Source organism: Streptomyces sp. NPDC088553, assembly GCF_044752965.1.
Lineage (GTDB): Bacteria > Actinomycetota > Actinomycetes > Streptomycetales > Streptomycetaceae > Streptomyces.
This window is the reverse complement of record NZ_JBIVMG010000001.1, coordinates 669,343-695,874: the sequence shown is the minus strand read 5'-3', so window position 1 is coordinate 695,874 and position 26,532 is coordinate 669,343. Positions and strand designations below refer to the sequence as shown.

The 26,532-nt window shown below is 72.4% G+C and carries 23 protein-coding genes and 1 tRNA gene; 13 read left to right on the top strand and 11 right to left on the bottom strand.

Annotated elements, in window-relative coordinates; translation table 11 throughout:
- Nucleotides 1-82: 82 nt before the first annotated feature.
- Both ACIP8Z_RS03170 and ACIP8Z_RS03165 read right to left on the bottom strand, forming a co-directional pair.
- A complete protein-coding gene (locus ACIP8Z_RS03170) occupies nt 83-1,000 on the bottom strand; it encodes a S1 family peptidase (RefSeq protein ID WP_402078012.1) in 918 nt (305 codons plus the stop codon).
- A 635-nt stretch (nt 1,001-1,635) separates the two neighbouring features.
- Complete coding sequence (locus ACIP8Z_RS03165) at nt 1,636-2,799, bottom strand: serine hydrolase domain-containing protein (protein ID WP_402078009.1); 1,164 nt, start codon at nt 2,797-2,799, stop codon at nt 1,636-1,638.
- 286 nt (nt 2,800-3,085) lie between these two features.
- Between ACIP8Z_RS03165 and ACIP8Z_RS03160 the strand changes: the two genes are divergently transcribed.
- The 3 genes from ACIP8Z_RS03160 (at nt 3,086) to ACIP8Z_RS03150 (ending at nt 7,392) form a co-directional block, all read left to right on the top strand.
- The gene (locus ACIP8Z_RS03160; protein ID WP_402078006.1) at nt 3,086-4,912 is read left to right on the top strand and encodes a glycoside hydrolase family 15 protein; all 1,827 of its coding nucleotides are present in this window, start codon (nt 3,086-3,088) and stop codon (nt 4,910-4,912) included.
- 77 nt (nt 4,913-4,989) lie between these two features.
- Entirely contained in the window at nt 4,990-5,559 is a 570-nt protein-coding gene (locus ACIP8Z_RS03155) for a PadR family transcriptional regulator (protein ID WP_402078003.1), read from the top strand.
- Nucleotides 5,560-5,655: 96 nt separating this feature from the next.
- Nucleotides 5,656-7,392: an acyl-CoA dehydrogenase family protein gene (locus tag ACIP8Z_RS03150; protein ID WP_402078001.1), complete on the top strand. Its 1,737-nt coding sequence runs from the start codon at nt 5,656-5,658 to the stop codon at nt 7,390-7,392.
- A gap of 84 nt (nt 7,393-7,476) precedes the next feature.
- Here ACIP8Z_RS03150 and ACIP8Z_RS03145 read toward each other — a convergent pair whose 3' ends face one another.
- Complete coding sequence (locus ACIP8Z_RS03145) at nt 7,477-8,148, bottom strand: DUF2278 family protein (RefSeq protein WP_402077998.1); 672 nt, start codon at nt 8,146-8,148, stop codon at nt 7,477-7,479.
- Between the two features lie 157 nt (nt 8,149-8,305).
- On the opposite strand from ACIP8Z_RS03145, the gene ACIP8Z_RS03140 reads away from it, so the two are divergent.
- A tRNA-Leu gene (locus ACIP8Z_RS03140) sits at nt 8,306-8,390 on the top strand.
- A gap of 81 nt (nt 8,391-8,471) precedes the next feature.
- Here the strand turns inward: ACIP8Z_RS03140 and ACIP8Z_RS03135 are convergent.
- The gene (locus tag ACIP8Z_RS03135; RefSeq protein ID WP_402077996.1) at nt 8,472-9,221 is read right to left on the bottom strand and encodes a GntR family transcriptional regulator; all 750 of its coding nucleotides are present in this window, start codon (nt 9,219-9,221) and stop codon (nt 8,472-8,474) included.
- Between the two features lie 316 nt (nt 9,222-9,537).
- Here ACIP8Z_RS03135 and ACIP8Z_RS03130 point away from each other — a divergent pair, with 316 nt between their 5' ends.
- From ACIP8Z_RS03130 to ACIP8Z_RS03110, 5 genes are read left to right on the top strand one after another with little or no spacing between them, the layout of a single operon-like run.
- On the top strand, nt 9,538-10,656 hold the full coding sequence (locus tag ACIP8Z_RS03130) for an ABC transporter substrate-binding protein (RefSeq protein ID WP_402078897.1): 1,119 nt from the start codon (nt 9,538-9,540) through the stop codon (nt 10,654-10,656).
- Complete coding sequence (locus ACIP8Z_RS03125) at nt 10,656-11,555, top strand: ABC transporter permease (RefSeq protein ID WP_402077993.1); 900 nt, start codon at nt 10,656-10,658, stop codon at nt 11,553-11,555. The genes ACIP8Z_RS03130 and ACIP8Z_RS03125 overlap by 1 nt, the downstream gene beginning before the upstream one ends.
- A complete protein-coding gene (locus ACIP8Z_RS03120) occupies nt 11,543-12,511 on the top strand; it encodes an ABC transporter permease (RefSeq protein WP_402077991.1) in 969 nt (322 codons plus the stop codon). Before ACIP8Z_RS03125 ends, ACIP8Z_RS03120 begins: the two co-directional genes overlap by 13 nt.
- Nucleotides 12,512-12,514: 3 nt before the next feature.
- Complete coding sequence (locus ACIP8Z_RS03115; protein WP_402077988.1) at nt 12,515-13,606, top strand: ABC transporter ATP-binding protein; 1,092 nt, start codon at nt 12,515-12,517, stop codon at nt 13,604-13,606.
- Entirely contained in the window at nt 13,603-14,286 is a 684-nt protein-coding gene (locus ACIP8Z_RS03110; protein ID WP_402077985.1) for an HAD family hydrolase, read from the top strand. Before ACIP8Z_RS03115 ends, ACIP8Z_RS03110 begins: the two co-directional genes overlap by 4 nt.
- A 39-nt stretch (nt 14,287-14,325) precedes the next feature.
- On the opposite strand, the gene ACIP8Z_RS03105 is transcribed toward ACIP8Z_RS03110, so the two are convergent.
- On the bottom strand, nt 14,326-15,069 hold the full coding sequence (locus ACIP8Z_RS03105) for a TioE family transcriptional regulator (protein ID WP_402077982.1): 744 nt from the start codon (nt 15,067-15,069) through the stop codon (nt 14,326-14,328).
- A 58-nt stretch (nt 15,070-15,127) separates the two neighbouring features.
- On the opposite strand from ACIP8Z_RS03105, the gene ACIP8Z_RS03100 reads away from it, so the two are divergent.
- Entirely contained in the window at nt 15,128-16,396 is a 1,269-nt protein-coding gene (locus ACIP8Z_RS03100; protein ID WP_402077980.1) for an erythromycin esterase family protein, read from the top strand.
- A 238-nt stretch (nt 16,397-16,634) separates the two neighbouring features.
- Nucleotides 16,635-18,257: a TROVE domain-containing protein gene (locus tag ACIP8Z_RS03095; protein ID WP_402077977.1), complete on the top strand. Its 1,623-nt coding sequence runs from the start codon at nt 16,635-16,637 to the stop codon at nt 18,255-18,257.
- Nucleotides 18,258-18,360: 103 nt separating this feature from the next.
- Here ACIP8Z_RS03095 and ACIP8Z_RS03090 read toward each other — a convergent pair whose 3' ends face one another.
- Complete coding sequence (locus ACIP8Z_RS03090) at nt 18,361-19,278, bottom strand: DUF6891 domain-containing protein (RefSeq protein WP_402077974.1); 918 nt, start codon at nt 19,276-19,278, stop codon at nt 18,361-18,363.
- A gap of 78 nt (nt 19,279-19,356) precedes the next feature.
- On the opposite strand from ACIP8Z_RS03090, the gene ACIP8Z_RS03085 reads away from it, so the two are divergent.
- Nucleotides 19,357-20,145 carry an alpha/beta fold hydrolase gene (locus tag ACIP8Z_RS03085; protein ID WP_402077972.1) on the top strand — a complete coding sequence of 263 codons (789 nt, stop codon included), beginning with the start codon at nt 19,357-19,359 and terminating at the stop codon, nt 20,143-20,145.
- A gap of 30 nt (nt 20,146-20,175) precedes the next feature.
- Here the strand turns inward: ACIP8Z_RS03085 and ACIP8Z_RS03080 are convergent, their stop codons facing one another.
- From ACIP8Z_RS03080 to rox, 4 genes are all read right to left on the bottom strand, one after another.
- Entirely contained in the window at nt 20,176-21,201 is a 1,026-nt protein-coding gene (locus ACIP8Z_RS03080) for a MerR family transcriptional regulator (RefSeq protein WP_402077970.1), read from the bottom strand.
- A gap of 44 nt (nt 21,202-21,245) precedes the next feature.
- Entirely contained in the window at nt 21,246-21,917 is a 672-nt protein-coding gene (locus ACIP8Z_RS03075) for a HEAT repeat domain-containing protein (protein ID WP_402077968.1), read from the bottom strand.
- Nucleotides 21,918-22,006: 89 nt separating this feature from the next.
- On the bottom strand, nt 22,007-22,714 hold the full coding sequence (locus ACIP8Z_RS03070) for a 4'-phosphopantetheinyl transferase family protein (RefSeq protein ID WP_402077965.1): 708 nt from the start codon (nt 22,712-22,714) through the stop codon (nt 22,007-22,009).
- Between the two features lie 122 nt (nt 22,715-22,836).
- Nucleotides 22,837-24,264 (bottom strand): rifampin monooxygenase, encoded by a 1,428-nt coding sequence (gene rox, locus ACIP8Z_RS03065; protein ID WP_402077963.1) that lies wholly within the window; start codon nt 24,262-24,264, stop codon nt 22,837-22,839.
- A 419-nt stretch (nt 24,265-24,683) separates the two neighbouring features.
- Here rox and ACIP8Z_RS03060 point away from each other — a divergent pair, with 419 nt between their 5' ends.
- A complete protein-coding gene (locus tag ACIP8Z_RS03060; protein ID WP_402077961.1) occupies nt 24,684-26,102 on the top strand; it encodes an amidase in 1,419 nt (472 codons plus the stop codon).
- Nucleotides 26,103-26,163: 61 nt separating this feature from the next.
- Here ACIP8Z_RS03060 and ACIP8Z_RS03055 read toward each other — a convergent pair whose 3' ends face one another.
- Nucleotides 26,164-26,493 carry a plasmid stabilization protein gene (locus tag ACIP8Z_RS03055; protein WP_402077958.1) on the bottom strand — a complete coding sequence of 110 codons (330 nt, stop codon included), beginning with the start codon at nt 26,491-26,493 and terminating at the stop codon, nt 26,164-26,166.
- Nucleotides 26,494-26,532: the final 39 nt, after the last annotated feature.

Genomic DNA, 26,532 nt, shown 5'->3' with positions numbered 1-26,532 from the left:
AGGGACCGCCGGCCTGGGTGTGCGGCGCGGGCGGAGAGGTCAGTAGACGCTGACGCCTGCGCCGGAAGTGCTCACGGCGTGGTTAGAAGACGCTCACGCCGTACGCGCTCAGCGCCTCCGTCACGGGCTGGAAGAACGTCGTGCCGCCGCTGGAGCAGTTGCCGCTGCCGCCGGAGGTGAGGCCGAGCGCCGTCGTGCCGGAGAAGAGCGCGCCGCCGCTGTCGCCGGGCTCGGCGCAGACGTTGGTCTGGATCAGGCCGTAGACGATGTCGCCACCGCCGTAGTTGACGGTCGCGTTGAGACCGGTGACGGTTCCGCCGCGCAGACCGGTGGTGCTGCCGCTGCGCTGCACCGACTGGCCGACGGAGGCGTTGCCCGCGCCGGTGATGTCGCGGTAGGTGCCGTTGTAGAGGTAGACCCGGCCGTCCGCCGCCGAGGCGTTGGAGTGCCGGATGATGCCGTAGTCGTTGGTCGGGAAGCTGGTGCCGGCCCGGGTGCCGAGCACCGTGGTGCTGGACGAGTTCGTGTACCAGGTGCTGCCGATGTTGGTGCAGTGACCGGCGGTCAGGGCGTAGTAGGTGGAGCCGCTGCGGACGTTGAAGCCGAGCGAGCAGCGCCCGCCGCCCGCGTAGATGGCCTCGCCGCCCGCGATGAGCTTGTTGAACGTGCCGGGCGTCCGCTTGATCTCCAGGCTGGCGGCACGGTCGCCCGCCGCCTTCTTGATCTTGGCGATCTCGGCGGCGGAGACCGTGGAGTCGGCGGTGAGGACGATCTTCCCGGTCGCCTGGTCGGTGTACCACGCGGTGCCGGGGACGTCGGCACCGCGCACGGCCTGGTCGGCCACGGCGAGCTGGGCGGCGGTCGCCCGGCCTTCCACGGTCGTGGCGGCGGACGAGGCGGGGACGGCGAGCGCCGAGGCGGCGAGCAGGGCGGAGGCGACGGCGATCAGCCGTGCGCCCTTGACCGCGCCGCCGAAGGGGGACAGACGCTTGAGGTTCACTGGATCCTCCGGTGGGGGGAGTGGGGGGAATCGCTGGGTGGGCGATCCCTTCGGCGTCGAGCGGGCCGGTCCCTGACGAGGGAGTCTGGCTCGCCATGGACCTGTCAATCTCGACAGGGGAATCCTCGAATCCGGGGGGCCTGGCGACAAGGACGCCTTTCGGACTATCTACGCGCGTTCATGGGGTTCGAGCGTCGGGAGGTGTCCCTCGGGCCGGGGCGGGTGTTGCGGGGAGGGTGGCCGGGTGAGGGTGTGCACATGCTTACAGAAATTTACTGATGCTCTTTCAAGGCGCCACCGAACAGCGTGAGTTGCGGGTGATCCGAGTCGCGTGAGAAGCGGAAGGGATCGTACCGATTCCCCAGTTCAGCCCCTTCCGTGCCTCCCGGTCCGGCGCCTCCCGTGTCATCGCCGCCGTGGCCCGACGGATGGAGCGCCGGACGCTCGCCGGGGGAGTAGCACCCGCACAGATCCGGTCGCGCTCCCGACCGGGCGGCGGGGGGACGGGCAGGGTCTTCGGCGGCGGCGAGAAGGGCGTCCATGCGCTCGTGGTCCAGCCGTGGGCGCCCCTCAATGCCGGAATCGTGCCCTCCGTCCAGGCCGACCGAATGGCCGGTTCCCGTCGTGGACCGCCGTCAGAGCGCCGCGTACACCGCCTCGACCAGGGCCGTCTTCCGGGGGTCGTCGGCGATGTGCGGGCCCATGCGGTTCATCACGTACCCCATGGAGACCCCCGACTCCGGGTCCGCCAGGCCGCAGGATCCGCCGAAGCCGTCGTGGCCGAACGCGCGCGGATTCGGGCCGTACGAGGCATGGGGGCCGCTCAGCCAGAGGCCGAGGCCCCACTCCGTGTCGTGTGTGAAGCCCGCCCCCAGGACCAGGTCCCGGCAGGCCCCCTGCCCCTCGCGGACCCTCTCGGCGGCCGTCGCGGAGAGGATCCTCTGCTCGTCCGGCCCGCCGAGCCCGGCGAGGAGGCCGTACAGCCGGGCGACCGCGCGCGCCGTCCCGTGACCGTTGGCCGCGGGCAGCTCGGCGGCGCGCCACTCGGGGCTGTTGGCCTCGGTGACGCCGACCAGCGGGTTGGCCAGGGCGGCCTGCGCAGCGGGCTCCAACTGGGCGAAGAACGCCGCCTGTTCGCTCGCGGACGAGGTGCGGGGGTGGACGAGTTCGGCGGCCCGGCCCGCCTCCTTCTCCGGCAGGCCGATCGTGAAGTCGATCCCGAGGGGCCCCGTGATCTCCTCGTGGAGGAAGGCTCCGGGCAGCCGTCCCGTGATCCGCCGGATCACCTCGCCGACCAGGAAGCCGTACGTCATGGCGTGGTAGCCGGACCGGGTGCCGGGCTCCCACCAGGGTTCCGTCGCCGCGAGCCGGGCCGTCGTCACCTCCCAGTCGTAGAACTCGGCGAGCGTGAGCGGCTCGCGCAGGCCGGACAGCCCGGCGCGGTGCGAGAGGAGATGGCGTACGGGAAGCTTCTCCTTGCCGGCGGCGGCGAACTCCGGCCAGTAGGCGGCGACGGGCGCGTCCAGGTCGAGCAGTCCCCGGTCCGCGAGCAGATGGGCGCAGAGCGCGGTCACGCCCTTGGTCGTGGACCAGACGTTGACCACGGTGTCGTGTTCCCACGGGCGCGTGCGGGCGGCGTCCGCCCAGCCGGCCCACAGGTCGACCACGGCCTCGCCGTGGACCTGGACCGTCACGGCGGCCCCGAGCTCGTCCCTCGTACGGAAGTTGTCCTCGAAGGCCTCCCGTACGGCGGCGAACCGGGGGTCGCAGTGCCCCTCGGCCGGCGGGGTCTCTCGCATGGTGTCCTCCAGGAGAACTCGGCAGTCGCGGGCAGCGTCACCGGCAACATACCGACCGGTCGGACAGTGGGGAAGGGAGTGCGCACGGAGGAGGCCGGGGAGACGCCGGGGTTCGCCCGGTCGGTCCCTCCGCGTTGCCGGGACGACCGGGTACCGGTTGCGTGGACCCGAGGAGCGGCGCCGAGGTGTCAGCGAGCAGTGGCGCCGAGGCGTCAGGAGTGGACCCGAGGAGCGGCGCCGAGGCGATGCCGTAGGCCCGGAGCCGCGGGAGAAATCGAGGTCGCGCGTGCCCGAGTACCCCCCGATCGCCAACCACGGCCTGATCGGCGACCTGCAGACCGCCGCCCTGATCTCCGCCGACGGCGCCGTCGACTGGTTCTGCGCGCCACGGTTCGACTCGCCGAGCATCTTCGCCTCACTGCTCGACCAGGAGCGCGGCGGCCACTTCACCATCGCCCCCGCGCACGCCGACGTCACCGTCCGCCAGCTCTACCTGCCCGACACGGCCGTCCTGATCACCCGGTTCCTCACCCCGGAGGGGGTGGGCGAGGTCGTCGACTTCATGCCGGTGAACGACCGGCCGGACGTACCCACCGACCGGCACCGCCTCGTGCGGGCCCTGCGCGTCGTGCGCGGCACCCTCACCTTCGACGTCACGTGCCGGCCGCGCTTCGACTACGGGCGCGCGCCGCACACCCTCGCGCTCGACGGCGCCGCCGCCACCTTCCACGGCCCCGGCCTCGACGTCCACCTCCGGAGCAGCGTCCCCCTGGAGGCCGACGGGCAGGACGTGCGCGCCACCGTCACCCTCCGGCACGGCCAGACCGCCGGAATCGTCCTGGAGACCTCCGTCCCGGGGGCCGCCGCCCCCGAGCCGATCACCGAGGAGACCGTACAGGCGGAACTGGAGGAGACCCGCCTCTTCTGGCACGGATGGATGCGCCGGTGCCGCTACCGGGGCCGCTGGCAGAGCATGGTCAACCGCTCGGCCATCACGCTCAAGCTGCTCATCTACGCCCCCTCCGGCGCCCCGATCGCCGCCGCCACCATGGGGCTCCCCGAGCAGATCGGCGGCGAGCGGAACTGGGACTACCGCTACACCTGGATCCGTGACGCGTCGTTCTCGGTGCGGGTCCTGCTCGACCTCGGATACGTCGAGGAGGCCGACGCCTTCCGCCGCTGGCTCGGCGGCCGCGGCCGCGCACCGCGCGCGCCGGGCGGCGAGCCGATGCAGATCATGTACCGGGTCGACGGCGACCCCCGGCTGTCCGAGGAGATCCTGCCGCACCTGTCCGGCTACCGCGGCTCCTACCCCGTGCGGGCCGGGAACGGTGCCGCCGACCAGCTCCAGCTCGACATCTACGGCGAGTTCGCCTACGCGATGACCCACTCGCCGGATCTGGCGGAACTCGCCGGCTACGAGGGGTGGAAGGGGTTCTCGGCGCTCCTCGACTGGCTCTGCGACAACTGGGACCGCCCCGACGAGGGCATCTGGGAGACCCGCGGCGGCCGCAAGGACTTCACGTACAGCCGGATGATGTGCTGGGTGGCCCTGGACCGGGGCATCCGTCTCGCCCACGAGTACGCCCGCCCCGCCGACCTCGCGCACTGGACCGCGCAGCGCGACGCGATCCTGGTCCAGGTCATGGAACGCGGCTGGAATCCCGAGCGCAAGGCCTTCGTCCAGCACTACGACAGCGAGGTGCTCGACGCGTCCCTGCTGCTCATGCCGCTCGTCGGCTTCATCTCGCCGAGGGCCCCGTCGTGGCTGTCCACGCTCGACGCCATGGACCGCGAACTCGTCACCGACAGTCTCGTCTACCGCTACAACCCCGAGGCGTCCCCCGACGGACTGCGCGGCTCCGAGGGCACCTTCTCGCTCTGCAGCTTCCTCTATGTGGAGGCCCTCGCCCGAGCCGGCCGCCTCGACCAGGCCCGCTTCGCGATGGACAAGATGCTCACGTACGCCAACCACGTCGGCCTCTTCGCGGAGGAGATCGGCCCCACCGGCGAACAACTCGGCAACTTCCCGCAGGCGTTCACCCACCTCGCCCTCATCACCGCCGCGATGGCCCTCGACGAGGAACTCGACAGGGCCGCCGACCGGAGGTGAGACCGCCCGGGTGAGCCGCGTCTCACCCGGGCGGTCACGCTTGCCTATGCAACGAGTTGCATAGAAGGATTCCGGGTGTGGCGATCGAACACGCGATTCTCGTGTCCCTCCTGGAGAAGCCCGGATCCGGCTACGAGCTGGCCCGGCGCTTCGAGCGGTCCATCGGGTACTTCTGGACGGCCAGCCATCAGCAGATCTACCGCGTGCTCAAGCGGATGGAGAGCGACGGCTGGGTCGACGTCCGGGACGTGCCGCAGCAGGGCCGTCCGGACAAGAAGGAGTACACCGTCGCGGACCTGGGCCAGGCCGTGCTGTCCAGCTGGATCCACGAACCCATCGAGCCCGAGAGCATCCGGCACGACCTCGCCGTGAAGATCCGGGGCGCGGCCTTCGACGACCCGGCCGCGCTGATCCACGAGGTCGAGCGGCACCGGCGCGCGCACACCGAGCGCCTCGCCCACTACCTGGCCGGCGAGGAACGCGACTTCCCGGGTACGGACGAGGCGCCGGCCGCCGACGGCCCGCTCGACGCCGGCCGGGAGCTCCAGCACGTCGTCCTGCGCGGTGGCATCGCGTACGAGCGGATGACGCTGGCCTGGCTCGACGACGTCCTCGCCACCCTCCACCGGCTGGCCGCCGCGCGCTGAGACGCGCCCCCGAACCGCCACGACCGCCGCGCCCAGCGCACCCCCACGCACTCCACGCCGCTTCACCTCATCCCACCGGACCGAAAGACGGAGCCCATGGCCGACTCGCTGCTGTTCAACCCGCACACCTACGACCCGGCGCACTTCGACCCCGAGACCCGGCGGCTGCTCCGTGCCACCGTCGACTGGTTCGAGGCGCGCGGCAAGCGCCGGATCATCGAGGACTACCGCACGCGGGCGTGGCTGGGAGACTTCCTCGCCTTCTCCGCCAAGGAGGGCCTGTTCGAGACCTTCCTGACGCCGTCCGCCGAGGCGGGGGCCGACGCCTCCGAGGGCGGGCAGGACAAGCGCTGGGACACCGCCCGTATCGCCGCCCTCAACGAGATCCTCGGCTTCTACGGACTCGACTACTGGTACGCCTGGCAGGTCACCATCCTCGGCCTCGGCCCGGTCTGGCAGAGCGACAACGCCGCCGCCCGCGCCCGCGCCGCCGAACTCCTCGCCCAGGGCGAGGTGTTCGCCTTCGGTCTCTCCGAGAAGACCCACGGCGCCGACATCTACTCCACCGACATGCTCCTGGAGCCCGAGGCGGACGGCGGCTTCCGTGCCACCGGTTCGAAGTACTACATCGGCAACGGCAACGCCGCCGGACTCGTCTCCGTCTTCGGCCGCCGCACCGACGTCGAGGGCCCCGACGGCTACGTCTTCTTCGCCGCCGACAGCCGCCACCCGGCGTACCACCTCGTCAAGAACGTCGTCGACTCCTCGAAGTTCGTCAGCGAGTTCCGTCTGGAGGACTACCCGGTCGCCGCCGAGGACGTCCTGCACACCGGGCGCGCCGCCTTCGACGCCGCCCTCAACACCGTCAACGTCGGCAAGTTCAACCTGTGCACCGCCTCGATCGGCATCTGCGAGCACGCGATGTACGAGGCCGTCACCCACGCCCAGAACCGCATCCTCTACGGCCGCCCCGTCACCGCCTTCCCGCACGTGCGGCGCGAGCTGGCCGACGCGTACGTCCGGCTCGTCGGCATGAAGCTGTTCAGCGACCGCGCCGTCGACTACTTCCGCTCCGCCGGTCCCGACGACCGCCGCTACCTCCTCTTCAACCCGATGACGAAGATGAAGGTGACCACGGAGGGCGAGAAGGTCATCGACCTGATGTGGGACGTCATCGCCGCCAAGGGCTTCGAGAAGGACAACTACTTCGCCCAGGCGGCCGTCGAGATCCGCGGCCTGCCGAAGCTGGAGGGCACGGTCCACGTCAACCTGGCGCTGATCCTGAAGTTCATGCGCAACCACCTCCTCGCGCCGGCCGACTACGAGCCCGTACCGACGCGCCTGGACGCGGCCGACGACACCTTCCTCTTCCGGCAGGGGCCGGCCCGTGGTCTGGGCTCCGTCCGCTTCCACGACTGGCGCCCGGCGTACGACACGTTCGCCGGCGTGCCGAACGTCGCCCGCTTCCGCGAACAGGCCGACGCCCTCTGCGAGTTCGTCCGCACCGCCGCGCCGGACGAGGAGCAGAGTCGCGACCTCGACCTCCTCCTCGCCGTCGGCCAGCTCTTCGCGCTCGTCGTGCACGGCCAGCTGGTCCTGGAGCAGGCCCGCCTGACGGGTCTCGACGAGGACGTCCTCGACGAGCTGTTCGCCGTGCTCGTACGGGACTTCTCCGCCCACGCGATCGAGCTGCACGGCAAGGACTCCGCCACCGAGCAGCAGCAGACGTGGGCTCTGGGGGCCGTCCGGCGCCCGGTCGTCGACGAGGCCCGCTCGGGCCGGGTCTGGCAGCGCGTCGAGGCGCTGTCCGGCACGTACGAGATGGCACCGTAAGGTCCCGTCGGAACGGGGCCGACGGGCCGACGGGGCCGGGGCGTTGCTCGCCCCGGCCCCGTTTCGTGCGCGCACCCGCCCCTGTCAGGCGAGCGGGTGCCCCGCGCTGTCCGTCCGCGCCGCCTGGCTGGAGAACTTGTTCAGGAAGACGTCGTACCGGCCGTCCGGGCGCCGGGTGAGCGTCGCGCCGTCCTGCCAGATGCCGTTCTCCGGCCACCACTGGGAGCCGAAGGGGTCCCCCTGGTTCTGGTGGATGTTGTGCATGCCGAGGCGTCCCTCGTCGTCGTCGACGAACGGTTCGCCGAAGACGAGCGTGCGCCGCCCCGGCACGAGCATCGGCTCCAGCGCGTCCGCGGCGTCCTCGTTGGAGCCCGCCTGCCACGGTCGCGAGCCCAGCAGGTCGAGGAGCTCCTGGAGCCAGGACGGGGGACGGCGCTCGAAGAGGACCCCGGTGTGGTCCACCAGCTCCGGGTGGCGCAGGTAGTCCATGGCGCCGGAGTCGGGGGTGGGCGCGAGGTCGAGGTAGCCGGGGGAGAGGGCGGCGGCCGGCCCGACCAGGGAGGCCTTCAGCGTGAAGGTCTTCCACCGCACCCCCACGTTGGACTTGTGGCTGTCGACGTCGATGGCGCAGTGGTACTGCCCGGCGGGCGCGTCCACCTTCAGATTGACGTGGAACCAGCGTCCCTGGTCGTCCGCGTCGTCCCGGAAGTGGTCGTTGAGGGTCCCGACGAGCACGCCGTAGTTCTGGAATGGCATGTCGGCAGCGAATCACCGCGGGTCACGCTCCGTAAAGAGACCATTGCGGTACGTCCGGTGGGAGGTTGCGGCGAAACGGGGGTGAAGTGCAGGTCAGAGCCCTGATATATTCATCTTGTCGCTGGGGGTGATCATCACTCACCGCGACGCACACCTTGTCCGGGTGGCGGAATGGCAGACGCGCTAGCTTGAGGTGCTAGTGCCCTTTATCGGGCGTGGGGGTTCAAGTCCCCCCTCGGACACGACGACTCGTCGTGCGAAGTGGTGGTCGGGAGCGATCCCGGCCACCACTTCGTCGTTTCCGGGCGAGGAGCCCGCACGGGTCACATCAACAGCGAGCCCGGGTCCCTGACCAGCGGCGCCGTGCCCACCGAGTTGCTCACGTTGAAGGTGACGCTGCCCGCGCGGTAGCGGTCCTCGGTCCATTCGATCGGGCGGCCGTCCGGGTTGCTGGTCAGGTGCCGCTGGCGCAGCAGCGGGCTTCCCCGGCGGACCCGGAGCAGCCGGGCGTCGTCGCTGCCGGCCGGGACGGCGTCGATGAGGTGCTCGCCGTAGTGCGCGACGATCCCGGCCTCCTCCGCCATGCTGTCCATGATCGAGGCGCAGTCGACGGGCAGCGCCTCCACCGTCGGGGCGACCCAGCCCGCGTACGCCGTGCGTTCCACCATGACGGGTTCGCCGTCCAGGAGCCGCAGGCGCAGGACGTCCAGGACCCCCGCCCCCTCCGGCAGGACGAGCCGGCGCGCCTCCTCGGGGGTGGCCGTACGGCGTTCCCGGTGGAGGAAGCGGCTGGTCGCCTGGTAGCCCATGGTCCGCGCCCACTGGGCGAAGCTGTGGAGCTCGGCGAAGCTGTGCCGGCGCTCCCTGCGGAGGACGATGCGGCGGGCCCCCTGGCGTGACCCGATGAGCCCTTCGGAGGTGAGGAGGGCGACGGCCTGGCGTACCGTGCCGCGCGACGCGGCCCAGCGGGTGGCGAGGTCGCTCTCGGAGGGCAGGCGGGCACCGACGGCGTACTCGCCGCTGAGGATCGAGCGGCGGAGTCCCTCCGCGATCTCCACGTAGAGCGCCGTCACGGCATCCCCCTTCTCGCGTGTGGCTGCGTATCGCGGTGTGTGACTGTGCACAGCTGGTCACGGTGTGTGTGGTGCAGAGGTCAGCCTAACCCGACCGGACGGCCTCGCGGTGAGTTCCCCGGTAGGTCCAAGTTCACTGCATTCACCTGGTGTTCACCGCACCCGGCTCTTCCGGGAGGCGCCCGGATCCGGTCATGCTCCGTTCATTCTTCGGACAGGATGTAAGGGCGAACTAAGGGCGGCTTGTTCAGACAAGTTCCTTCACTCGCTTCTGGGAGAACCCGTGCGCAGAACCCCCCTCCGCGGTGCCGCCGTGCTGCTCGGCGTCACCGTCCTGACCACCGTCACCGCCTGTGGCGCCGCACCCGAGGGTGAGGCCGGGGCCAAGGGCGACGGTGCCAAGGCGGCCACCGCGGCGTCGGCCAAGGACTTCGGCGGCATGGACGCCCTCGTCAAGGCGGCCAAGCAGGAAGGCGCCCTCCACGTCATCGCGCTCCCGCCGGACTGGGCCAACTACGGCGAACTGATCAAGACCTTCGAGACCACGTACGGCATCAAGATCGAGAGCGAGAACCCGGACGCCGCGAGCGCCGACGAGATCGCCGCCGTCAAGTCCCGCAAGGGCCAGAAGCGCGCCCCCGACGTCCTCGACCTCGGCATCGCCTTCGCCCGCAGCGGCGCCGAGGAGGGCCTCTTCGCCCCGTACAAGGTCGAGGCCTGGGACAAGATCCCCGCCGCCCAGAAGGACGAGGCCGGCCGCTGGTACAACGACTACGGCGGCTACGTCTCCATCGGCTGCGACGCCAAGCGCATCCCGAACTGCCCCAAGACCTTCACCGACCTGCTCAAGCCGGAGTACAAGGGCAAGGTCGCCCTCAACGGCAACCCGACCAAGTCCGGCTCCGCCTTCGGCGGCGTGTACGCGGCGGCCCTCGCCAACAAGGGCTCCTTCGCCGACATCCAGCCCGGCATCGACTTCTTCGGCACGCTGAAGAAGAGCGGCAACTTCATCCCCGTCGAGTCCACCCCGGCCACGGTCGAGAAGGGCGAGACGCCCATCAGCATCGACTGGGACTACCTGAACGCCGGCTACGCCGACCAGTTCAAGGACAAGGGCGTCGACTGGCAGGTCGCCGTGCCCACCGACGGCGTGTACGCCCAGTTCTACTCGCAGGCCATCAACAAGGACGCCCCGCACCCCGCGGCCGCCCGCCTGTGGATGGAGTACCTCTACAGCGCCGAGGGCCAGAACCTCTGGCTCAAGGGCTACGCCCGCCCGGTGCTGCTCCCGGCCATGACCGCCGACGGCACCGCCGACAAGACCTTCGTCGCCAAGCTGCCCGCCGTCACCGGCACCCCCGCCTTCCCGGCCTCCGCCGAGCTCGACAAGGCCAAGGCCACCCTCGCCGAGAAGTGGGACAAGGCCGTCTCCTGATGACCTCCGCCCCCTCCACCCCCACCGGGGGACCCGCCGGCGGCACCCGCCGCCGGCGGCGCGGCCCGCGCACCTGGCTCGCCGCCCTCCCCCTCATCGCCTTCACCGGGCTGTGCTTCGGCCTGCCGCTCGGCGCCCTCCTGTACGGCGCCGTGACCCGCACCGACCCCGGCACCGGCACCACCGCCCTCACCGGCGAGCACCTCAGCCGCTCCCTCCAGGGCCCCTATCTCGGCTCCCTCATCGGCAGCGTCCAGCTCTCCGCCCTCACCGCGCTCATCGCCTCGGTCCTCGGCGTCCTCATCGCCCAGGCCGTCGTCACCTCCCGCTCCCGGGCACTGCGCAACGCCGTCCTGACCGCCTCCGGCGTCCTCGCCAACTTCGGCGGAGTCCCCCTCGCGTTCGCGTTCATCGCGACCCTCGGCATCTCCGGCGTCGTCACCCAGCTCGCCGACCTGACCAGCCTCGGCTGGAACCTGTACTCGTTCACCGGCCTCGCCGTGGTCTACCTGTACTTCCTCATCCCGCTCATGGTCCTGGTGATCCTCCCCGCGCTCGACGGACTGCGCCCCCAGTGGCGCGAGGCCGCGCAGAACGCGGGCGCGGGCGGATGGCAGTACTGGCGCCACGTCGGCATCCCCGTCCTCGCGCCGTCCCTGCTCGGCGGATTCGTGCTGCTCTTCGGCAGCGCCTTCGCCGCGCACGCCACCGCGGCGGCGCTCGTCGGCGGCTCCGTCCCCCTGGTCACCCTCAAGATCGCGGACGCCCTCTCCGGGAACGTCCTCGTCGGCCAGGAGAACGTCGCCCTCGCCCTCGGCCTCGACATGATCCTCATCGCCGGACTCGTCATGGCCGTCCACCTCCCCCTCCAGCGCAGGAGCGCCCGATGGCTGCGATGACCCCCACCGCCCGGGAGGCCGCACCGAAACCCGGCACGGACGACGCCGGCACGGCCCCGCCGGCCGCCCCCGCCAGGGCCCGGCGCCGGCCCCGCGTCTGGCGCGGAGCCGTCCTCGGCCTCGGCGGCGCCTACTTCCTCATCCCGCTGATCGCCTCGTTCGTCTTCACCGTGCACACGCCCGGCCAGGGCGTCTCCTTCGAGGCGTACACCGCGCTGCTCGCCGCCGACGGCTTCACCGAGAGCCTCCTGCTCTCCCTGGGCCTCGCGGCCGCGACGATCGTCCTCGCGCTGCTGCTCGCCGTGCCCGCCCTGGTGGCCGTACGGCTCGGGGCGCCCCGGCTGCGGCCGGTCGTCGAGGTGATGTGCATGCTGCCGCTGGTGGTGCCGCCCATCGCGCTCGTCACCGGCATCAGCACCGTCCTGCGCTGGGGCCCCGACCACCTCTCGCGGACCCCGCTCTACCAGACCTTCCTCGCGGTGCAGAACGAGAACTTCCCGTTCGTCCTGGTCCTCGCGTACACGGTGATGGCCCTGCCGTTCGTCTACCGGTCCCTCGACGCCGGGCTGCGCGCCGTCGACGTCCCCACGCTCGTCGAGGCCGCGCGCAACTGCGGGGCGAGCTGGGTGTACGTGATGTTCCGCGTCATCCTGCCCAACCTGCGCTCCTCCCTCGCGGGCGCCGCGTTCCTCACCCTGGCCCTGGTCCTCGGCGAGTTCACCATCGCCTCGCTGCTCGGCTTCCGGCCCTTCGCGGTGTGGATCGTCTCCATCTCCGGTGCCCACGCCCGTATGTCGGTGGCCGTGTCCCTGCTCAGCCTCGTCATCACCTGGGCCCTGCTGCTCGCCCTCTCCCGGGCCGGAACGGCGCCGACCAGCACACCCGGCGCTCCGGACCCCGCCCGCAAGACCCGCGGTCCCCGTACGTCGTCCCGCACTTCGCCCAAGGAGTCCTGACCCATGTCCTCGTCCACAGCAACAGCGGAGCGGACCGAGCCGGTCGCGGTCGGCGGGGCGCGCGTCGAATTCCGGGGCCTGCGCCGCACGTTCGGAACCACCACCGCCCTCGACGGACTCGACCTGACCGTCGAACCCGGCGAACTCCTCGCCCTGCTCGGCCCGTCGGGCTGCGGGAAGACCACCGCGCTCCGCGTCCTCGCCGGCTTCGAACGGCCCGACGCGGGCGAAGTCCTCGTCGACGGCGCCGACATCACCCAGGTCCCGGCCAACCGCCGCGACGCGGGCATGGTCTTCCAGTCGTACAGCCTCTTCCCCAACCTCACGGCCGCCGACAACGTCGCCTTCGGCCTGCGCGTACGGAAGGTCAAGGCGGCCGAACGGCGCGCCAGGGCCGCCGAACTCCTCGACCTCGTCGGCCTGCCCCAGCACGGCGACCGCTACCCGCACCAGATGTCGGGCGGCCAGCAGCAGCGCGTGGCACTCGCCCGGGCGCTCGCCCTGCGGCCCCGCGTCCTGCTCCTCGACGAGCCGCTGTCCGCGCTCGACGCCAAGGTCCGGCTCAGCCTGCGGGAGGAGATCCGCCGCCTCCAGCTGTCCCTCGGCATCACCACGGTCTTCGTCACCCACGACCAGGAGGAGGCGCTGTCCATGGCGGACCGCGTCGCCGTCCTCAACGCCGGAAAGCTGGAGCAGTGCGCCGCCCCGGCCGAGCTCTACCGCCGCCCTGCGACCCCCTTCGTCGCCGAGTTCGTCGGCACCATGAACCGGCTCCCGGGCGTCCTCACCGACTCCGGCGAGGTCGAGGTGGCGGGCACCCGCCTGCCCGTCGACGGCGAGGCCCCGAAGCTCCGCGAGGTCGACGTCCTGGTCCGCCCCGAGAACGTCACCGTGACCGAGACCGCCGACGGCGACACGACCGTCGTCTCCACCTCCTTCCTCGGCTCCGTCACCCGCGTCCACCTCGACCACGCCGGTACGCGCGTCAAGGCGGACCTCTCCTCCCGGGAGGCGACCGGGCTCACCCCCGGCGCGCGCGTCACCCTCGGCCTCGCCCCGCACCCCGCGCTCGTCGCGCCGAGGGCGGAGCGGTGACCGAACTCGCCGCCGTCCTCTTCGACATGGACGGCACCCTGGTCGACACCGAGGTCCTCTGGTGGGAGGCCACGGCGGAGATCGCCGCACGGATCGGCCACCGGCTGACGGACGCGGACGCCCCCGAGGTCGTCGGACGCGCCGTCGAGGACACCGCCGCCCACCTCGTCCGCGTGACGGGAAACCCGGACGCGGACGGCGTGGCGACGGCACTGACCGCCGCCTTCCAGGAACGGGTCGACCGGGGTGCGCCGCTGCGCCCCGGCGCGGGCCGGCTCCTGGCCGAACTCGTCGCGGAGAGCGTGCCGTTCGCCCTCGTGAGCGCCTCGCCGCGGTCCGTGGTGGACTCGGTGATCGGGGGCGCGCTCGCGCACGTCCCCTTCGCGTTCACCCTCTCGGCCGACGACACCGTACGGACGAAGCCGCACCCCGACCCGTACCGCGCGGCCGCCCGCCGGTTCGGCGTACCGGACGCGGCGTGCGTCGCCGTCGAGGACTCCCCGGACGGAGCGGCCTCGGCCGACGCGGCGGGCTGCACGGTCCTCGTCGTCCCGTCCATGCTGCCCGTGCCGGCAGGACCGGGACGGATCTTCGCGGAGAGCCTGGAAGAGGTGTCGGTCGCGGGGCTGCGCCGTTACGTGGCGGGTGGCGGCGACGGGCCGGGCCCGGGGCCCGAGTGAGACCGTCGCCCCTGGTCCCTGTTCCCCGCGGCCGACGTCTCAGGCGCGCTCCCGCTCACGCAGGTACGCCTCAAGCGCGGCGGCCCCGGCCAGCATCGCCCGGCCGCGCGCGGACAGCCGGTCGCGCCAGTCACCGAGCGCGGCCTCCAGCGGCGCGAGGCCACCGGCCGCCCGCACCTGGGCGATCAGCGGCGCGATCTGCTCCAACAGATAGCCGCCACGCCGGAGTTGGTGGACCAGGCGGGCGTCCCGTACGTCGGCCGCGTCGTAGACGCGGTACCCGGTGAGCGGATCGCGGCGCGGGCGCACCAGCCCGGCGCGCTCCCAGGCGCGCAGGGTGGCGGGCCGGATGCCGAGCCGCTCCGCGAGGGGGCCGATGAACGTGACACCCGGCGCGCCGGGCGTGCCGCCGGGTTCGGTCGCGGTGGCGGCGGGCTCCAGGTCGCGGAGGGCGTTCTCCACGGCCCGGAGGGTCCGGCGGTCGTCGAGGAGCAGGGCGTGGCTCTCGTCGATGAGACGGAAGGCCTCCTCGGCCGTGCCCTCGTTCACCGCGCGCATGATCGCCGTCGCCGTCCGGTGGCCGTGGCCGGGCAGCAGGGCGAGAAAGGCGCGGAGCGCGGCCGCGTGCAGCGAGGTGTAGCCGCGGTATCCGGAGGCCGAGCGGGCGGCGGACGGAAGCGCGCCGGCCTCCTCGTAATTCCGGATCGCCTGCGTGGACAGGCCGTGCTCGCGCGCCAGGTCGACGGGCCGGAGTTGTCCGGTGCTTTGAAGGTTTCGTCCCATGGTCCCGCCGATATCGCGCAAAAGTCTCAACCGAGTGTTCAACGATACCGTTGAAGGCATGGCTACCGACATCAAGGACGTCACCCATGCCGTCGACGCCGCCGCTGTCATGGGTCTGCTCCGGGGCAGGCCGCGGCTGCTCGCCCTGGGCGAGCCCACGCACGGCGAGGACGCCCTGCTCGACGTGCGCAACGCACTGTTCCGGCAGCTCGTCGAGCAGGAGGGCTACCGGACGATCACGATCGAGAGCGACTGCATGAGGGGTCTGCTCGTGGACGACCACATCACCACGGGCGCCGGCACCCTCGACGAGGTCATGGAGCAGGGATTCAGCCACGGTTGGGGCGCCTCGGCCGCCAACCGCGAGCTCGTCCGCTGGATGCGCGCCTTCAACGACGGCCGCCCGGCCGCCGACCGGCTCCGCTTCGCGGGCTTCGACGGCCCGCTGGAGATCACCGGCGCCGAGAGCCCCCGGGCGGCCCTCACCGCACTCCACGGCTACCTCTCCACCCGGGTGGACAGGGACCTCCTCGACGCCACCTGCGCCGTGGAGACGCTCGACCGCCTGCTCGGCCGCGACGACCGGTGGACGGATCCCGCCGCGATGATGGACCCGTCCCGGTCCGTGGGGCGGTCGGCCGATGCCACGGAGCTGCGCCTGCTCACCGACGACCTGGTGGCGCTGCTCGACGCGCAGAGGCCGCACCTGATCGCGACGAGCACGCGGGACGACTGGGACCGGGCACGCCTGTACGGCCGCACGGCCACCGGCCTGCTCCGCTACCACTACTGGATGGCCGACACCTCGCCGAGCCGCATGACGCGGCTGGTGAGCCTGCGGGACCGGATGATGGCCGACAACCTCCTCGCTGTCGCGGGCGCCGACGCCGAGTCCGCCGCTGTCGGGGCCGTCGGTTCCGCCGCCCGCGTCGACCGGGCCCCGGTCCTGGTCCACGCCCACAACGGCCATCTCCAGCGGAACAAGAGCAGCATGCGGATGGGCGGCCTGCCGGTCGAGTGGTGGAGCGCGGGCGCGATCGTCAGCGCCCGGCTGGGGGACCAGTACGCCTTCCTGGCGACGGCACTCGGCACGATCCGGCACCAGGGCGTGGACGCCCCGCCGCGGGACACGGTCGAAGGGCTCCTGTACGCGGGCCCGGACGAGTGCGCGGTGATCGACGCCCGAGGTCTGGCCGCCACCCTCGGCGACTCCCTGCCCGCGCGGCGCGTCTCCCCGTGGTTCGGGTACGCGCCGCTCGACCCGGCACACCTGGCCGGCGTCGACGGCGTCGTGTTCGTGAAGGACGTGGAGAAGAGCGGGGCGTAAATCGGTGGTGCGCAGCGGGCCGGCCCGCATACGTTGGTCCCGCGACCGCGCCTCCGGTGCGCTCGGCTGCGGCTACTTCTTCCGAAAACCAAGTGACGCCGCCGCCACCTCTGATCTCGGTGGGCGCGGCCGCCTCGGCCCCGGTGCACCTTTCCCGGGGCCGTCCGTTCCTTTCCTCTGGATCCGGGGGGATTCACTGCCTCGCTACACCCGACGCGTCTCGAAAGTCTGGACCGAGATGCTCGTGGCCCCGCACGTCTCGGCGGCCGCCCGCGCGATGCCCCAACCACAGCGGGTCCGCTACGCGCCCACCCCGCAGCCGTTCCACACGTACGAGGGCGGTCCGGCATTCGTCCGGGAACCCCGTGACGAGCTCTTCCTGCTGGCCGTCGCCAACTTCGTCGCCCAGCGGACCTTCTACGAGAGCGGCACCGAGCGCGACGAACGGTACGTCCGGCTCGTCGGCCGGCTCGCCGTCGAGGACCCCGCGTGGACGGCCGGCCTGCTGCGCTGGCTGCGCGGCGAGGGCAACATGCGGACGGCGTCCCTCGTGGGCGCCGCCGCGTACGTACGGGCCCGGCTCGACGCGAAGGCCTCCGACGGCCCGTCCAACCGTTCCGTGATCGACGCGGTTCTCCAACGGGCCGACGAGCCGGGGGAGTTGCTCGCCCACTGGACCTCGGTGTACGGGCGTAACGTGCCGCAACCCGTGAAGCGGGGCGTCGCCGACGCCGTACGCAGGCTGTACTCGTCGCGGTCCCTGCTGAAGTACGACACCGCGTCCCACGGGTTCCGCTTCGGTGACGTGCTCAACCTGGTGCACGCTTCCCCCGACCCCGACAAGCCGTGGCAGGGCGCGCTCTTCCGGTACGCCCTGGACCGCCGCCACCACCCGGAGACGGCGCTCCCGCCGGCCTCCGACACCGTGCTGACGGCGCACCGGGCCCTCATGGAACTGCCCGTGGACGAGCGGCGGGCCGTGGTGACCGGACCGGACGGCAGCGAGCGGCTGGCCGCGGCCGGCATGACGTGGGAGGTCCTGGCGGGCTGGCTCCACGGGCCACTGGACGCGGCCGTGTGGGAGGCCATGATCCCCGCGATGGGTCCGATGGCGCTGCTGCGGAACCTGCGGAACTTCGACGCCGCGAATGTCTCGGACGGGGCGGCGGGCAGGGTCGCGGCCAGGATCTCGGACGCCGACGAGGTCGCCAGGTCCCGGCAGTTCCCCATGCGTTATCTGTCCGCGCGCAAGCACGCGCCGAAGCAGCACTGGGCGGCCGCGCTGGAACAGGCACTGGGCCACTCCCTGGCCAACGTACCGGCGCTGCCCGGCCGGACGCTGATCCTGGTGGACCGGTCGGACTCCATGTTCTGGGACACCGTCTCGGAACGATCGAAACTGACCCGGGCGGAGGCGGCGGCCGTCTTCGGCAGCGCGCTGGCCCTGCGGGCCGAACAGGCGGACCTGGTGGAGTTCGGCTGGTCCACCAAGGAGGTCCCGTTCACACCGGGGGAACCGGTGCTCGACGTGCAGGAACGCTTCCATCGCCTCGGCGGCACCCACACCACGAAGGCCCTGCGGGACCGCTACCGGGACCACGACCGCGTCGTGATCGTCACCGACGAACAGGCCGCGCCGTACCACCCCGGAGGCCCGAGCGAACCGGTCCCGCCGGAGATCCCGGTCTACACCTGGAACCTCGCGGGCTACCACCCCGCCCACGCCCCCACGGGCCCCCACCGCCACACCTTCGGCGGCCTGACGGACGCGGCCTTCCGCATGATCCCCCTCATCGAATCCGGCCTGCGGGCACGGTGGCCCTGGACGACACACGACGAGACGGGACCGAGCGCCGGCTGATCAGAGACGGCCGTGCCCCGGCACGACCGCTTCGCAGTGATCACACAGCGCGACCATCCGCGAGGCATCGCCGCTGTTCGGCTGATCGCCCCTGTCCCACGGACTAACCGACCAGTCTGCGGCGCCAGTCGAGAGGGGTGAGGGTGATGGCCCGGTCGGGGGTCCCCTCCCACTCGGTGGTGAGGCCGGTCGCTTCGAGGGCGGCCACGACCTCGCGGCCGATGGCCGTCGTCGTCTCCGGCGAGCCGTCGAAGCCGCCGTACAGGAGCATCAGTCCCTGGCCCGCCGCGGCCGAGTCCGTGCACTGGGTGTGGAAGTAGACGAAGCCGCGGGCGTCGGGCTCGCCCGCGGCGCCGATCTCCGACTCGCCACAGGTGCGGCAGCAGGCGAAGTTCTCGCGGGCCGTGACGCCGGCCCCCCGCAGAGCCTCGAACGCTCGGGTCAGGCGCTCGGGGTCCGTCTCGCCCCGCCAGCCCGACTGCTCCTCGACCCGCTCCAGCCACATCCGGTCGACCAGCGCCTCCGCCTGCTCGCGCGAGACGGGCCGGCGGCCCTCGGTGACCAGGTGGTTCTCCGCGATCTCGGTCAGTTCGGCGCGGGAGGCGTAGCCGCCCGTCAGCACCTCCCGGACGCGCCGCTCCAGTTCCTCGCCCTCGCCGCCGTCGAGGTCGAGCGGCGGCACCTCGCGTGCCGGGCCCATGTCCAGCAGCGACCAGTCGAGCCCCGTGTCCCAGCCGGGGTCCTGGCGCGCCCAGCCGGCCAGCGCCGCGATCACGGCCTCGGGTCCGTCGGTCGTCACCTGGAAGTGGCGGGTCGCGGCACCGTCCCGGTGCTCCAGCGTGTAGTCACCACCGGTCTCGTGCCAGACCTGGGCGAAGGCGTCAGGCAGGTCCGGAATCCGCTGGACCACCAGGAACCGGTCCCCTTCCTCGCCGATGCGCCGGACGAGCCCGGCCAGCTCCTCGGCGGACACACGGACGTGCCGCTCCCAGTTCTCCGTCTTCACCACGATCTCGAGCATGCGCAGACTCTGACACACGCCTCTGACAGACCTTCGTGGTCCCGGGCGCCCCCACGTGACACCCCCTAGCCTGGAGGCATGGCAGTGGTGCGGGTCGGTGGCGTCGACGTGGCCTACACGCGGACAGGGCGCGGGCCCCTTCTGGTGCTCGCTCACGGGGCCGGGAGCGACGGGCGGATGTGGCAGCCGCAGGTCGAGGCGCTCGCGGACGAGTTCACGGTGGTGGCCTGGGACGAGCCGGGGGCCGGGCGGTCCGGCGCCCTGCCGGAGGGCTTCGGGCTCGAGGACTTCGCGCGCGCCCTCGCCGCCGTGGTCGAGGACGTGGGGCTCGGGCCGGCGCAGGTCGCGGGGCTGTCCTGGGGCGGGACGGTGGTCCTGGAGCTGTACCGGTGGCGGCCGGACCTGGTGCGGTCGCTGCTGATGGTGGACACGTACGCCGGCTGGAAGGGCTCGCTGCCGCCGGAGGAGGTCACGGCGCGGGTCGAGGGGGCCCGGCGGATGCTCGCGGCACCCCGGGAGGAGTTCGACCCGACGCTGCCGGGGCTCTTCGCCGCCGGTCCGCCGGAGCGCTTCACGGTGATGCTGGACGCCATGAGCCGGGAGGTCCGTCCGGAGAGCATGGCCGCGCAGCTGTCCCTGATGGCCGAGGCCGACGAGACGGACCTGCTGCCCCGGATCACGGTGCCGACCCTGCTGCTGTGGGGCGAGGAGGACGCCCGCTCCCCGCTGGACGTCGCCTACGCCTTCCAGGACGCGATCCCGCACGCCGAGCTCGTGGTGATCCCCGCCGTGGGCCACATGAGCAACCTGGAGGCGCCGGAGGCCTTCACGGCAGCGGTTCGCTCCTTCTGCCGAGCGCACGCCTAGGAACCGTCCTGCCGCTCCACCACGGAGCCCTCACGAACCGGACGGCCCCTGCCGCGTCTCCCGCAGCGTCAGGACGTACGTCGCCGTCAGCGCCACCGCGTGGTCCTCGTCGCGCGACAGCGTCTCCAGGGCGCGTGACGCCGTGTTCCCCGGGATGTCCGCCAGGGCCTGCGTCAGCCGGCGGCGCGCCGACGAGTCGACCGTGTCGTGCGCCAGGCGGGCGACGAGGCCGGTGGCGATCCGGTCCGCCCACTCCGGGCGACCCGCCAGGCCGCTCAGCGCGTCCGCCGCGTCGACGTCGTTCGTCTCCGCCACGACCATGTCGAGGAGCGTCGGGACCGCCTCGGCCACGCCGCGCGCCCCCAGCGCGAGCGCCGCGTGCCGGCGGACCGCGGTGTCGGTGTCCGCGAGCGCCTCGCGCAGGAGCGCCGTCGCCTCGTCGCTCGTGATCTCGGCGACGGCCCGCACGGCACGTTCCCGGACCTCGGCCGCCGGTGAGCGCAGGCCCTCCTCCAGGAGGGCGATCGGGCCGTCGTCGCCCGACCGCGCCACCGCCCAACGCAGGGCCCCGGCGACGATCGGGTCCGTCTCGCTCAAGGCCGCCTCGACCAGCGCCTCCATCGGTACGGGGACCTCCTCGGCCGAGGACAGCGCCGCCCGCTGCCGCTTGCCCGCGCTCTCCGATCCCAGCGCGTGGAGAAGCGCCACGATCCGGAGGACCTCCTCCCAGCCCGCGGGTTCCGCGGCACCGATCCGGCGGAGCCGGGTGAGCAGCGCCGTCTCGGCCGCGATGCGTTCCCGCGTCCCGCGGATGAGGTCCTCGACGAGCTCCGCCGGCGCGAAACCGGGATCATCCAGCGCGCTCGCCACCTCGCGCAGCGAAAGACCCAGGGACCGCAGGCTCTCGATGTGGAAGATCCGCCGGATGTCCTCGCCGGAGTACTCCCGGTAGCCGGACCCGGTACGGCCCGTCGGCCGCACCAGGCCCAGCGACTCGTAGTGCCGGAGCATCCGGGCGCTGACCCCGGACCGTCGTGCCACCTCGCCGATCAGCATGCGCCGCCCCCGGAACGTCGTGGCACCTCACCGGTCAGCATGCGTCACTGCCCCTCCTGGCTGGGCGTTCCGAGGGCGACGACACGCTTCGCCTCCTCGATCGCGAACTCGAATCCGGCATCCGGGTCGTGCAGCAGTCGTTCCGTGGCGATCGCGTGCCGGCGCGGGCCGGGAGCGCCCTGCGCCGTCGCGGCGGCGAGCGTCGGCAGGATCACCTCGCCGAGGGCGATCAGCGCCCTGCTGAGGCTCAACTGCGTCTCCCGCCCGCCCCGCCCGAGTTGTGTCGCCAGCACCTCCGCCAGCTCGGCCCGCTCCTCCTCGGGCACCAGCACGACCGCCGCCCGCCACGCGCTCCGCGCCACCTCGTCGTCGGCGTCGGACAGCAGCTCCCGCGTGATCGCCGGCCACGCCCGCCGGTCCCCGATCTTGGACAGCGTGTGCAAGGCCTGACTCCGTGCCTGCGCCCGCTCCGAGCGGACCTCGCCGAGCAGCCCCGGGAGCGTGAGGGACGGCGCGTGCCGGGTGAGTGCCCACGTGAGCATCTCGCGCACGTAGAACTCGGGCTCGATCGCGCACCGCTCGACGAGCTTGTCGACGAACCGCGGGTCCGGTGCCGTACCGACCGCCAGCGCCGCCCGCAGCCGTACCGACGAGCGGCCGTCCTCCAGGCCCTGGAGGGCGCGCGTCGTGTTCTCGTCGTGGGTCGTCATGGTCATCGGGACCACCTCCTTGCCCGGCAGTCAAGACCTTGTCATCGTGTCAAGGTCAAGCGCGACGCCACGCCGGTGGCGGTGCCGTGGCCGCCCTACTGCCGCGCGAGGGGGACCGAGACCGCCACCGCGGCCGCGTACGACGGCGCGACCCGTACGTCGGCGAGCGACCAGCCCGGTACCGTGGCCGGCTCGGCGCCCATGCCCGTGTACGTACGGTCGAGGCCCCCGGCGAGACCTTCCCCCGTGCCCTTGAGGTACGCCTCCTTGCGCGCCCAGCAGCGCGCGAACGCGGCCGGCCGCTCCTCCGCGGGCAGCCTCGCGAACTCCTCCCGCTCCCGCGGGTGCAGGCTGTCCGCCACGAGGGCCGACACCTCGGCCTCCGGGTGCGCCTCGACGTCCACGCCCACGGGTGTCGCGGCGATTCCGACCAGCGCCAGGTCCCCGCTGTGCGAGAGCGAGAAGTGGAACCCGGCGTCCCGCACCGCGGGCCGGCCGTGCGGTCCTCCGCAGACGGGGCAGTCCTCCCTGACGAACACCACCTCGTCCGCCCGGATCCCCAGGTAGTGCCCGAGCAGACGCCGAAGCCCCCCGTGCGCGGCGAGGTACCGCGCCCGGTGGTCCGCCCGTATCAGGGCCTTCCACCGACGGCGTTCCTCGGCGTCCAGGAGGGCGGGCGCACCGGGGTCCTCCGCCATGGGCAGCAGCCAGAGCGCCACCGTTGCGTCGGCGACGGGCGGCACGGCCGACTCCGGCGTGTCGCCGGCGCGCAGCACCCGTACGGGGGTGATCTCCATGGTCATGCCACCATTCTGCACCGACCTGTACGCAAGGGAGTTCGGACGCCCGGCCCGGCCCGGCCCGAGGCCCGGCCCACCCCGGGCCGGGGCTGCGCCGGGCGCCGGATCGCTATCGCGTCACGGGATCAGCCGGTGGCCGCGCCGAACCACGTCGGCAGGTGTGCGAGCAGCTCCTGCTGGTCCTCGCCGACCCAGGCCACATGGCCGTCCGGCCGCAACAGGACGGCGGGCACGTCCAGTTCCTCGCTCACCTCGACGACATGGTCGACCCGGTCCGCCCAGCCCTCGACCGAGAGCCGGCCGGTCTGGTCGAGGAGCAGGCCGCGGCCCTCGTGCGTCCGCTCGTAGAGACGCCCGTGCTTCAGCTCCAGGTCGCGCAGCCGCTTCCCGAGCAGTTCGCTTCCCTCGCCGAAGTCGTAGCGCACCGAGATCGCCGTGATCTTCTCGATGAGGTACCGGTTGACGTTCTCGAACTCCACGAGTTCCGCGAGCAGTCGGCGCACCGCCTGCGCGCCCGGCTCGGTCGACATCAGCTGGATCTGCGCGCGGGTGTTGTCCAGGACGTCCGTGGCCACCGGGTGCCGCTCGGCGTGGTAGCTGTCGAGAAGTCCCTCGGGTGCCCAGCCGGCGACCGCGGCGGCCAGCTTCCAGCCCAGGTTGAACGCGTCCTGGATGCCGAGGTTGAGCCCCTGCCCGCCGGTCGGCGGGTGGATGTGCGCCGCGTCGCCCGCGAGGAACACCCGGCCGACCCGGTACCGCTCGGCCTGCCGGGTCGCGTCGCCGAAGCGCGACAGCCAACGCGGCGAGTGCGCGCCGAAGTCCGTCCCGGCGGTGGCCCGCAGCTGCTCCTTGAACTCGTCGAGGGTCGGAGCGGTCGAGCGGTCCTCGGCCACGCCCTCGGCCGGCACGACGACCCGGAAGACCCCGTCCCCCAGGGGCATGGCGCCGAACCGCTGCTGGGTCTTGCGGACCTCGGTCATCACCGCGGTCAGCTCCTCCTGGCCGACGGTCAGTTCCATCTCGCCCAGCAGCGTCTCCACCCGGGAGGGCTCGCCGGGGAACGCGACGCCGAGCAGCTTGCGCACGGCGCTGCGCCCGCCGTCGCAGCCGACGACGTACCGCGCGCGGAGCTCCTCGCCGTCGGCCAGTTCGACGGTCACGCCGTCCTCGTCCTGGCTCAGGCCGACCACCTCGCAGCCGCGGCGGATCTCGGCGCCGCCCTCGGTCGCGTGCTCGGTCAGCAGGCGCTCGGTGACCTGCTGCGGAATGGCGAGCACATACGAGTGGGCCGTGTCCAGGCGCTCGGGCCACGTCTTGGCGAGACCCGCGAAGAAGCCGCCGACCGCGACCTGGTTCCCGAGTTCGAGGAACCGCTCCAGCAGACCGCGCTGGGCCATCACCTCGATGCTGCGTACGTGCAGACCCTGGGCGCGCGACTGCCGGGTCGGCTCCGCCTCCTTGTCCAGTACGAGCACGTGGACGCCGTGCAGCCGCAGCTCGCCGGCCAGCATCAAGCCGGTCGGACCACTGCCCACAACGATCACGTCAAACATGAGAACCGCCCCGTTTCGATAGTTGCATCCAGCCAGCCGCCGGTCGCGGGATCCCTGCGCCCCGCGAGCGCGTTGATCTTGCGAACGTGTCGTTTCCGCAGGTCACTGGCTACGGCTGGAGATTCTGCACCACGACGGGGGCCTTGCCGCAAGGCCCCCTGTGCGCTATACATTGAGAGTGGCGAGGAGAAGTTTCAGCTCCTTGCCTTTCTCTTTTTCTCCTCCGTGGCCCTCTGGCGGCGTGCCGACGGAGCGCCTCGATCGGCTCCGAATCGCCCCGGCCGCGGCTCTCCGTCGCCCGACCGTCACTCCTCATCGCCCGACCGCTCCGGTGTCACCGCGCCCGACCACTCGCGTGTTACTGGTTGGTAGGGCATGCTGGCGGCCAACCATCCACACGGCCGGGGGCTGAGGTAGCGGTGACGACTTTCGAGGAACAGGCCACGGTGCACGCCTTCCGGGACGACGCACTGGGCGAGCACGACGCCGTCGGGCTCGCCGCGGCGATACGGCGGGGCGAGGTCAGCGCCGCCGAGGTCGCACGGGACGCGGCCGAGCGCGTACGGGACGTCGAGGACCGGCTCCACGCCGTCCAGGTCCACCTCGACGCCCCCTCGTACGCCACCGGGCGGGGCCACGGCGCCTTCGCCGGAGTGCCGACCTTCGTCAAGGACAACACCGACTACCGAGGCCTGCCCACCGGTCACGGCAGCGCGGCCTTCACCCCGCGCGTCGCCCGGCGCCACGCGCCCTTCGCCCGGCAGCTCCTGAGCAGCGGCGTCACGGTCCTCGGCAAGACCCGGCTGCCCGAGTTCGGATTCAGCCCCGCCACGGAGTACGAGACCGCCGAACCGGTCCGCAACCCGTGGAACACCGGCTATTCGGCGGGCGGTTCGTCGGGCGGCAGCGCGGCGCTCGTCGCCGCCGGGGCGGTGCCGATCGCCCACGCCAACGACGGCGGCGGATCGATCCGCATCCCCGCCGCCTGCTGCGGACTCGTCGGTCTCAAGCCGACCCGCGGCCGGGTCGTGACGAACGCCCAGAGCCGCCAACTGCCCCTCGACATCGTCTCCGACGGCATCGTGAGCCGTTCGGTACGGGACACCGCCGCGTTCCTCGCCGCCGCCGAGACCCACTGGCGCAACCCGAAGCTGCCGCCCCTCGGCCTGGTCGAGGGGCCCTCCGAACGGCGCCTGCGCATCGGGTTCCTGGTCGACTCGCCGAACGGTGTCCACGCCGACACGGCGACCCGGGCCGCCGTCCTGGACACCGTCGCGACGCTCGAACGGCTCGGCCACACCGTGGAGCCGGTCGAGCTGCGCCTCGACCCCCGCTTCACCGACGACTTCCTCACGTACTGGGGCATGCTGTCGTTCCTCCTCGGCGTCACCGGCCGGACCCTCGGTCCGGACTTCGACCGGCACCGGATGGACGGCCTCAGCCGCGGGCTGCGCGAGGAGTACCTGAAGAGCTGGCGGCGCACTCCGGGCGTGCTGCGGAGGCTGAAGCGGACGCGGGAGGCGTACGCGGCGGCCTTCCGCGGACTCGACCTCGTCCTCACTCCCGTCCTCGCGCACACCACACCGCGGATCGGTCACCTCAGCCCGACCGTGCCCTACGCGACGCTGGTCGAGCGGATCCTCGCGTACGTCGCCTTCACACCGGTCAACAACGTCGTCGGTACACCGTCGATCTCGGTTCCCGCCACCGGCGCGACGGAGGACGGCCTGCCCATCGGCGTGATGTTCTCGGGCCGCCCCGGCAGCGAACGGACACTGCTCGACGTGGCCTACGCACTGGAGGCGGACCGCCCGTTCCGCCGCATCCAGGACGCCTGACGGGCGGCGGCCCGGGGAAGACCCTGGCTCGGAGGCCGTCGGCGGCTCGGCGGACGCCTGATCAGCCGTCGCCTCCGAGCGCGCGCTGCAGCTGCGCCTTGTTCATCTTCGAACGGCCGTCGATGTTCCGGCGCTTGGCCTCTTCGTAGAGCTGGTCGTACGTGCGCCCCCGGGCGCCGCTGTGGGAGCGTCGGCCGCCGCGCTCGCCGGACGACATGTCCTCCAGGGACAGCCGGCTCGACGTCTTGGCCTCGCCGTGCCGCGCCCGCTCCTTGTTCACGGTGCGGGCGGCGATCTCCTCGGCGCGCTTCTCGCTCTCGCCGCGCTGCTCCGCGCTCTCCTTGATGTGCTCGTACTGCCGTTCCCGCTTGGGGCTGGATCCGCGGGGCATGGCGTGCTCCTCTCCTCGTGCGCTGAGGGGTTCTCCGGT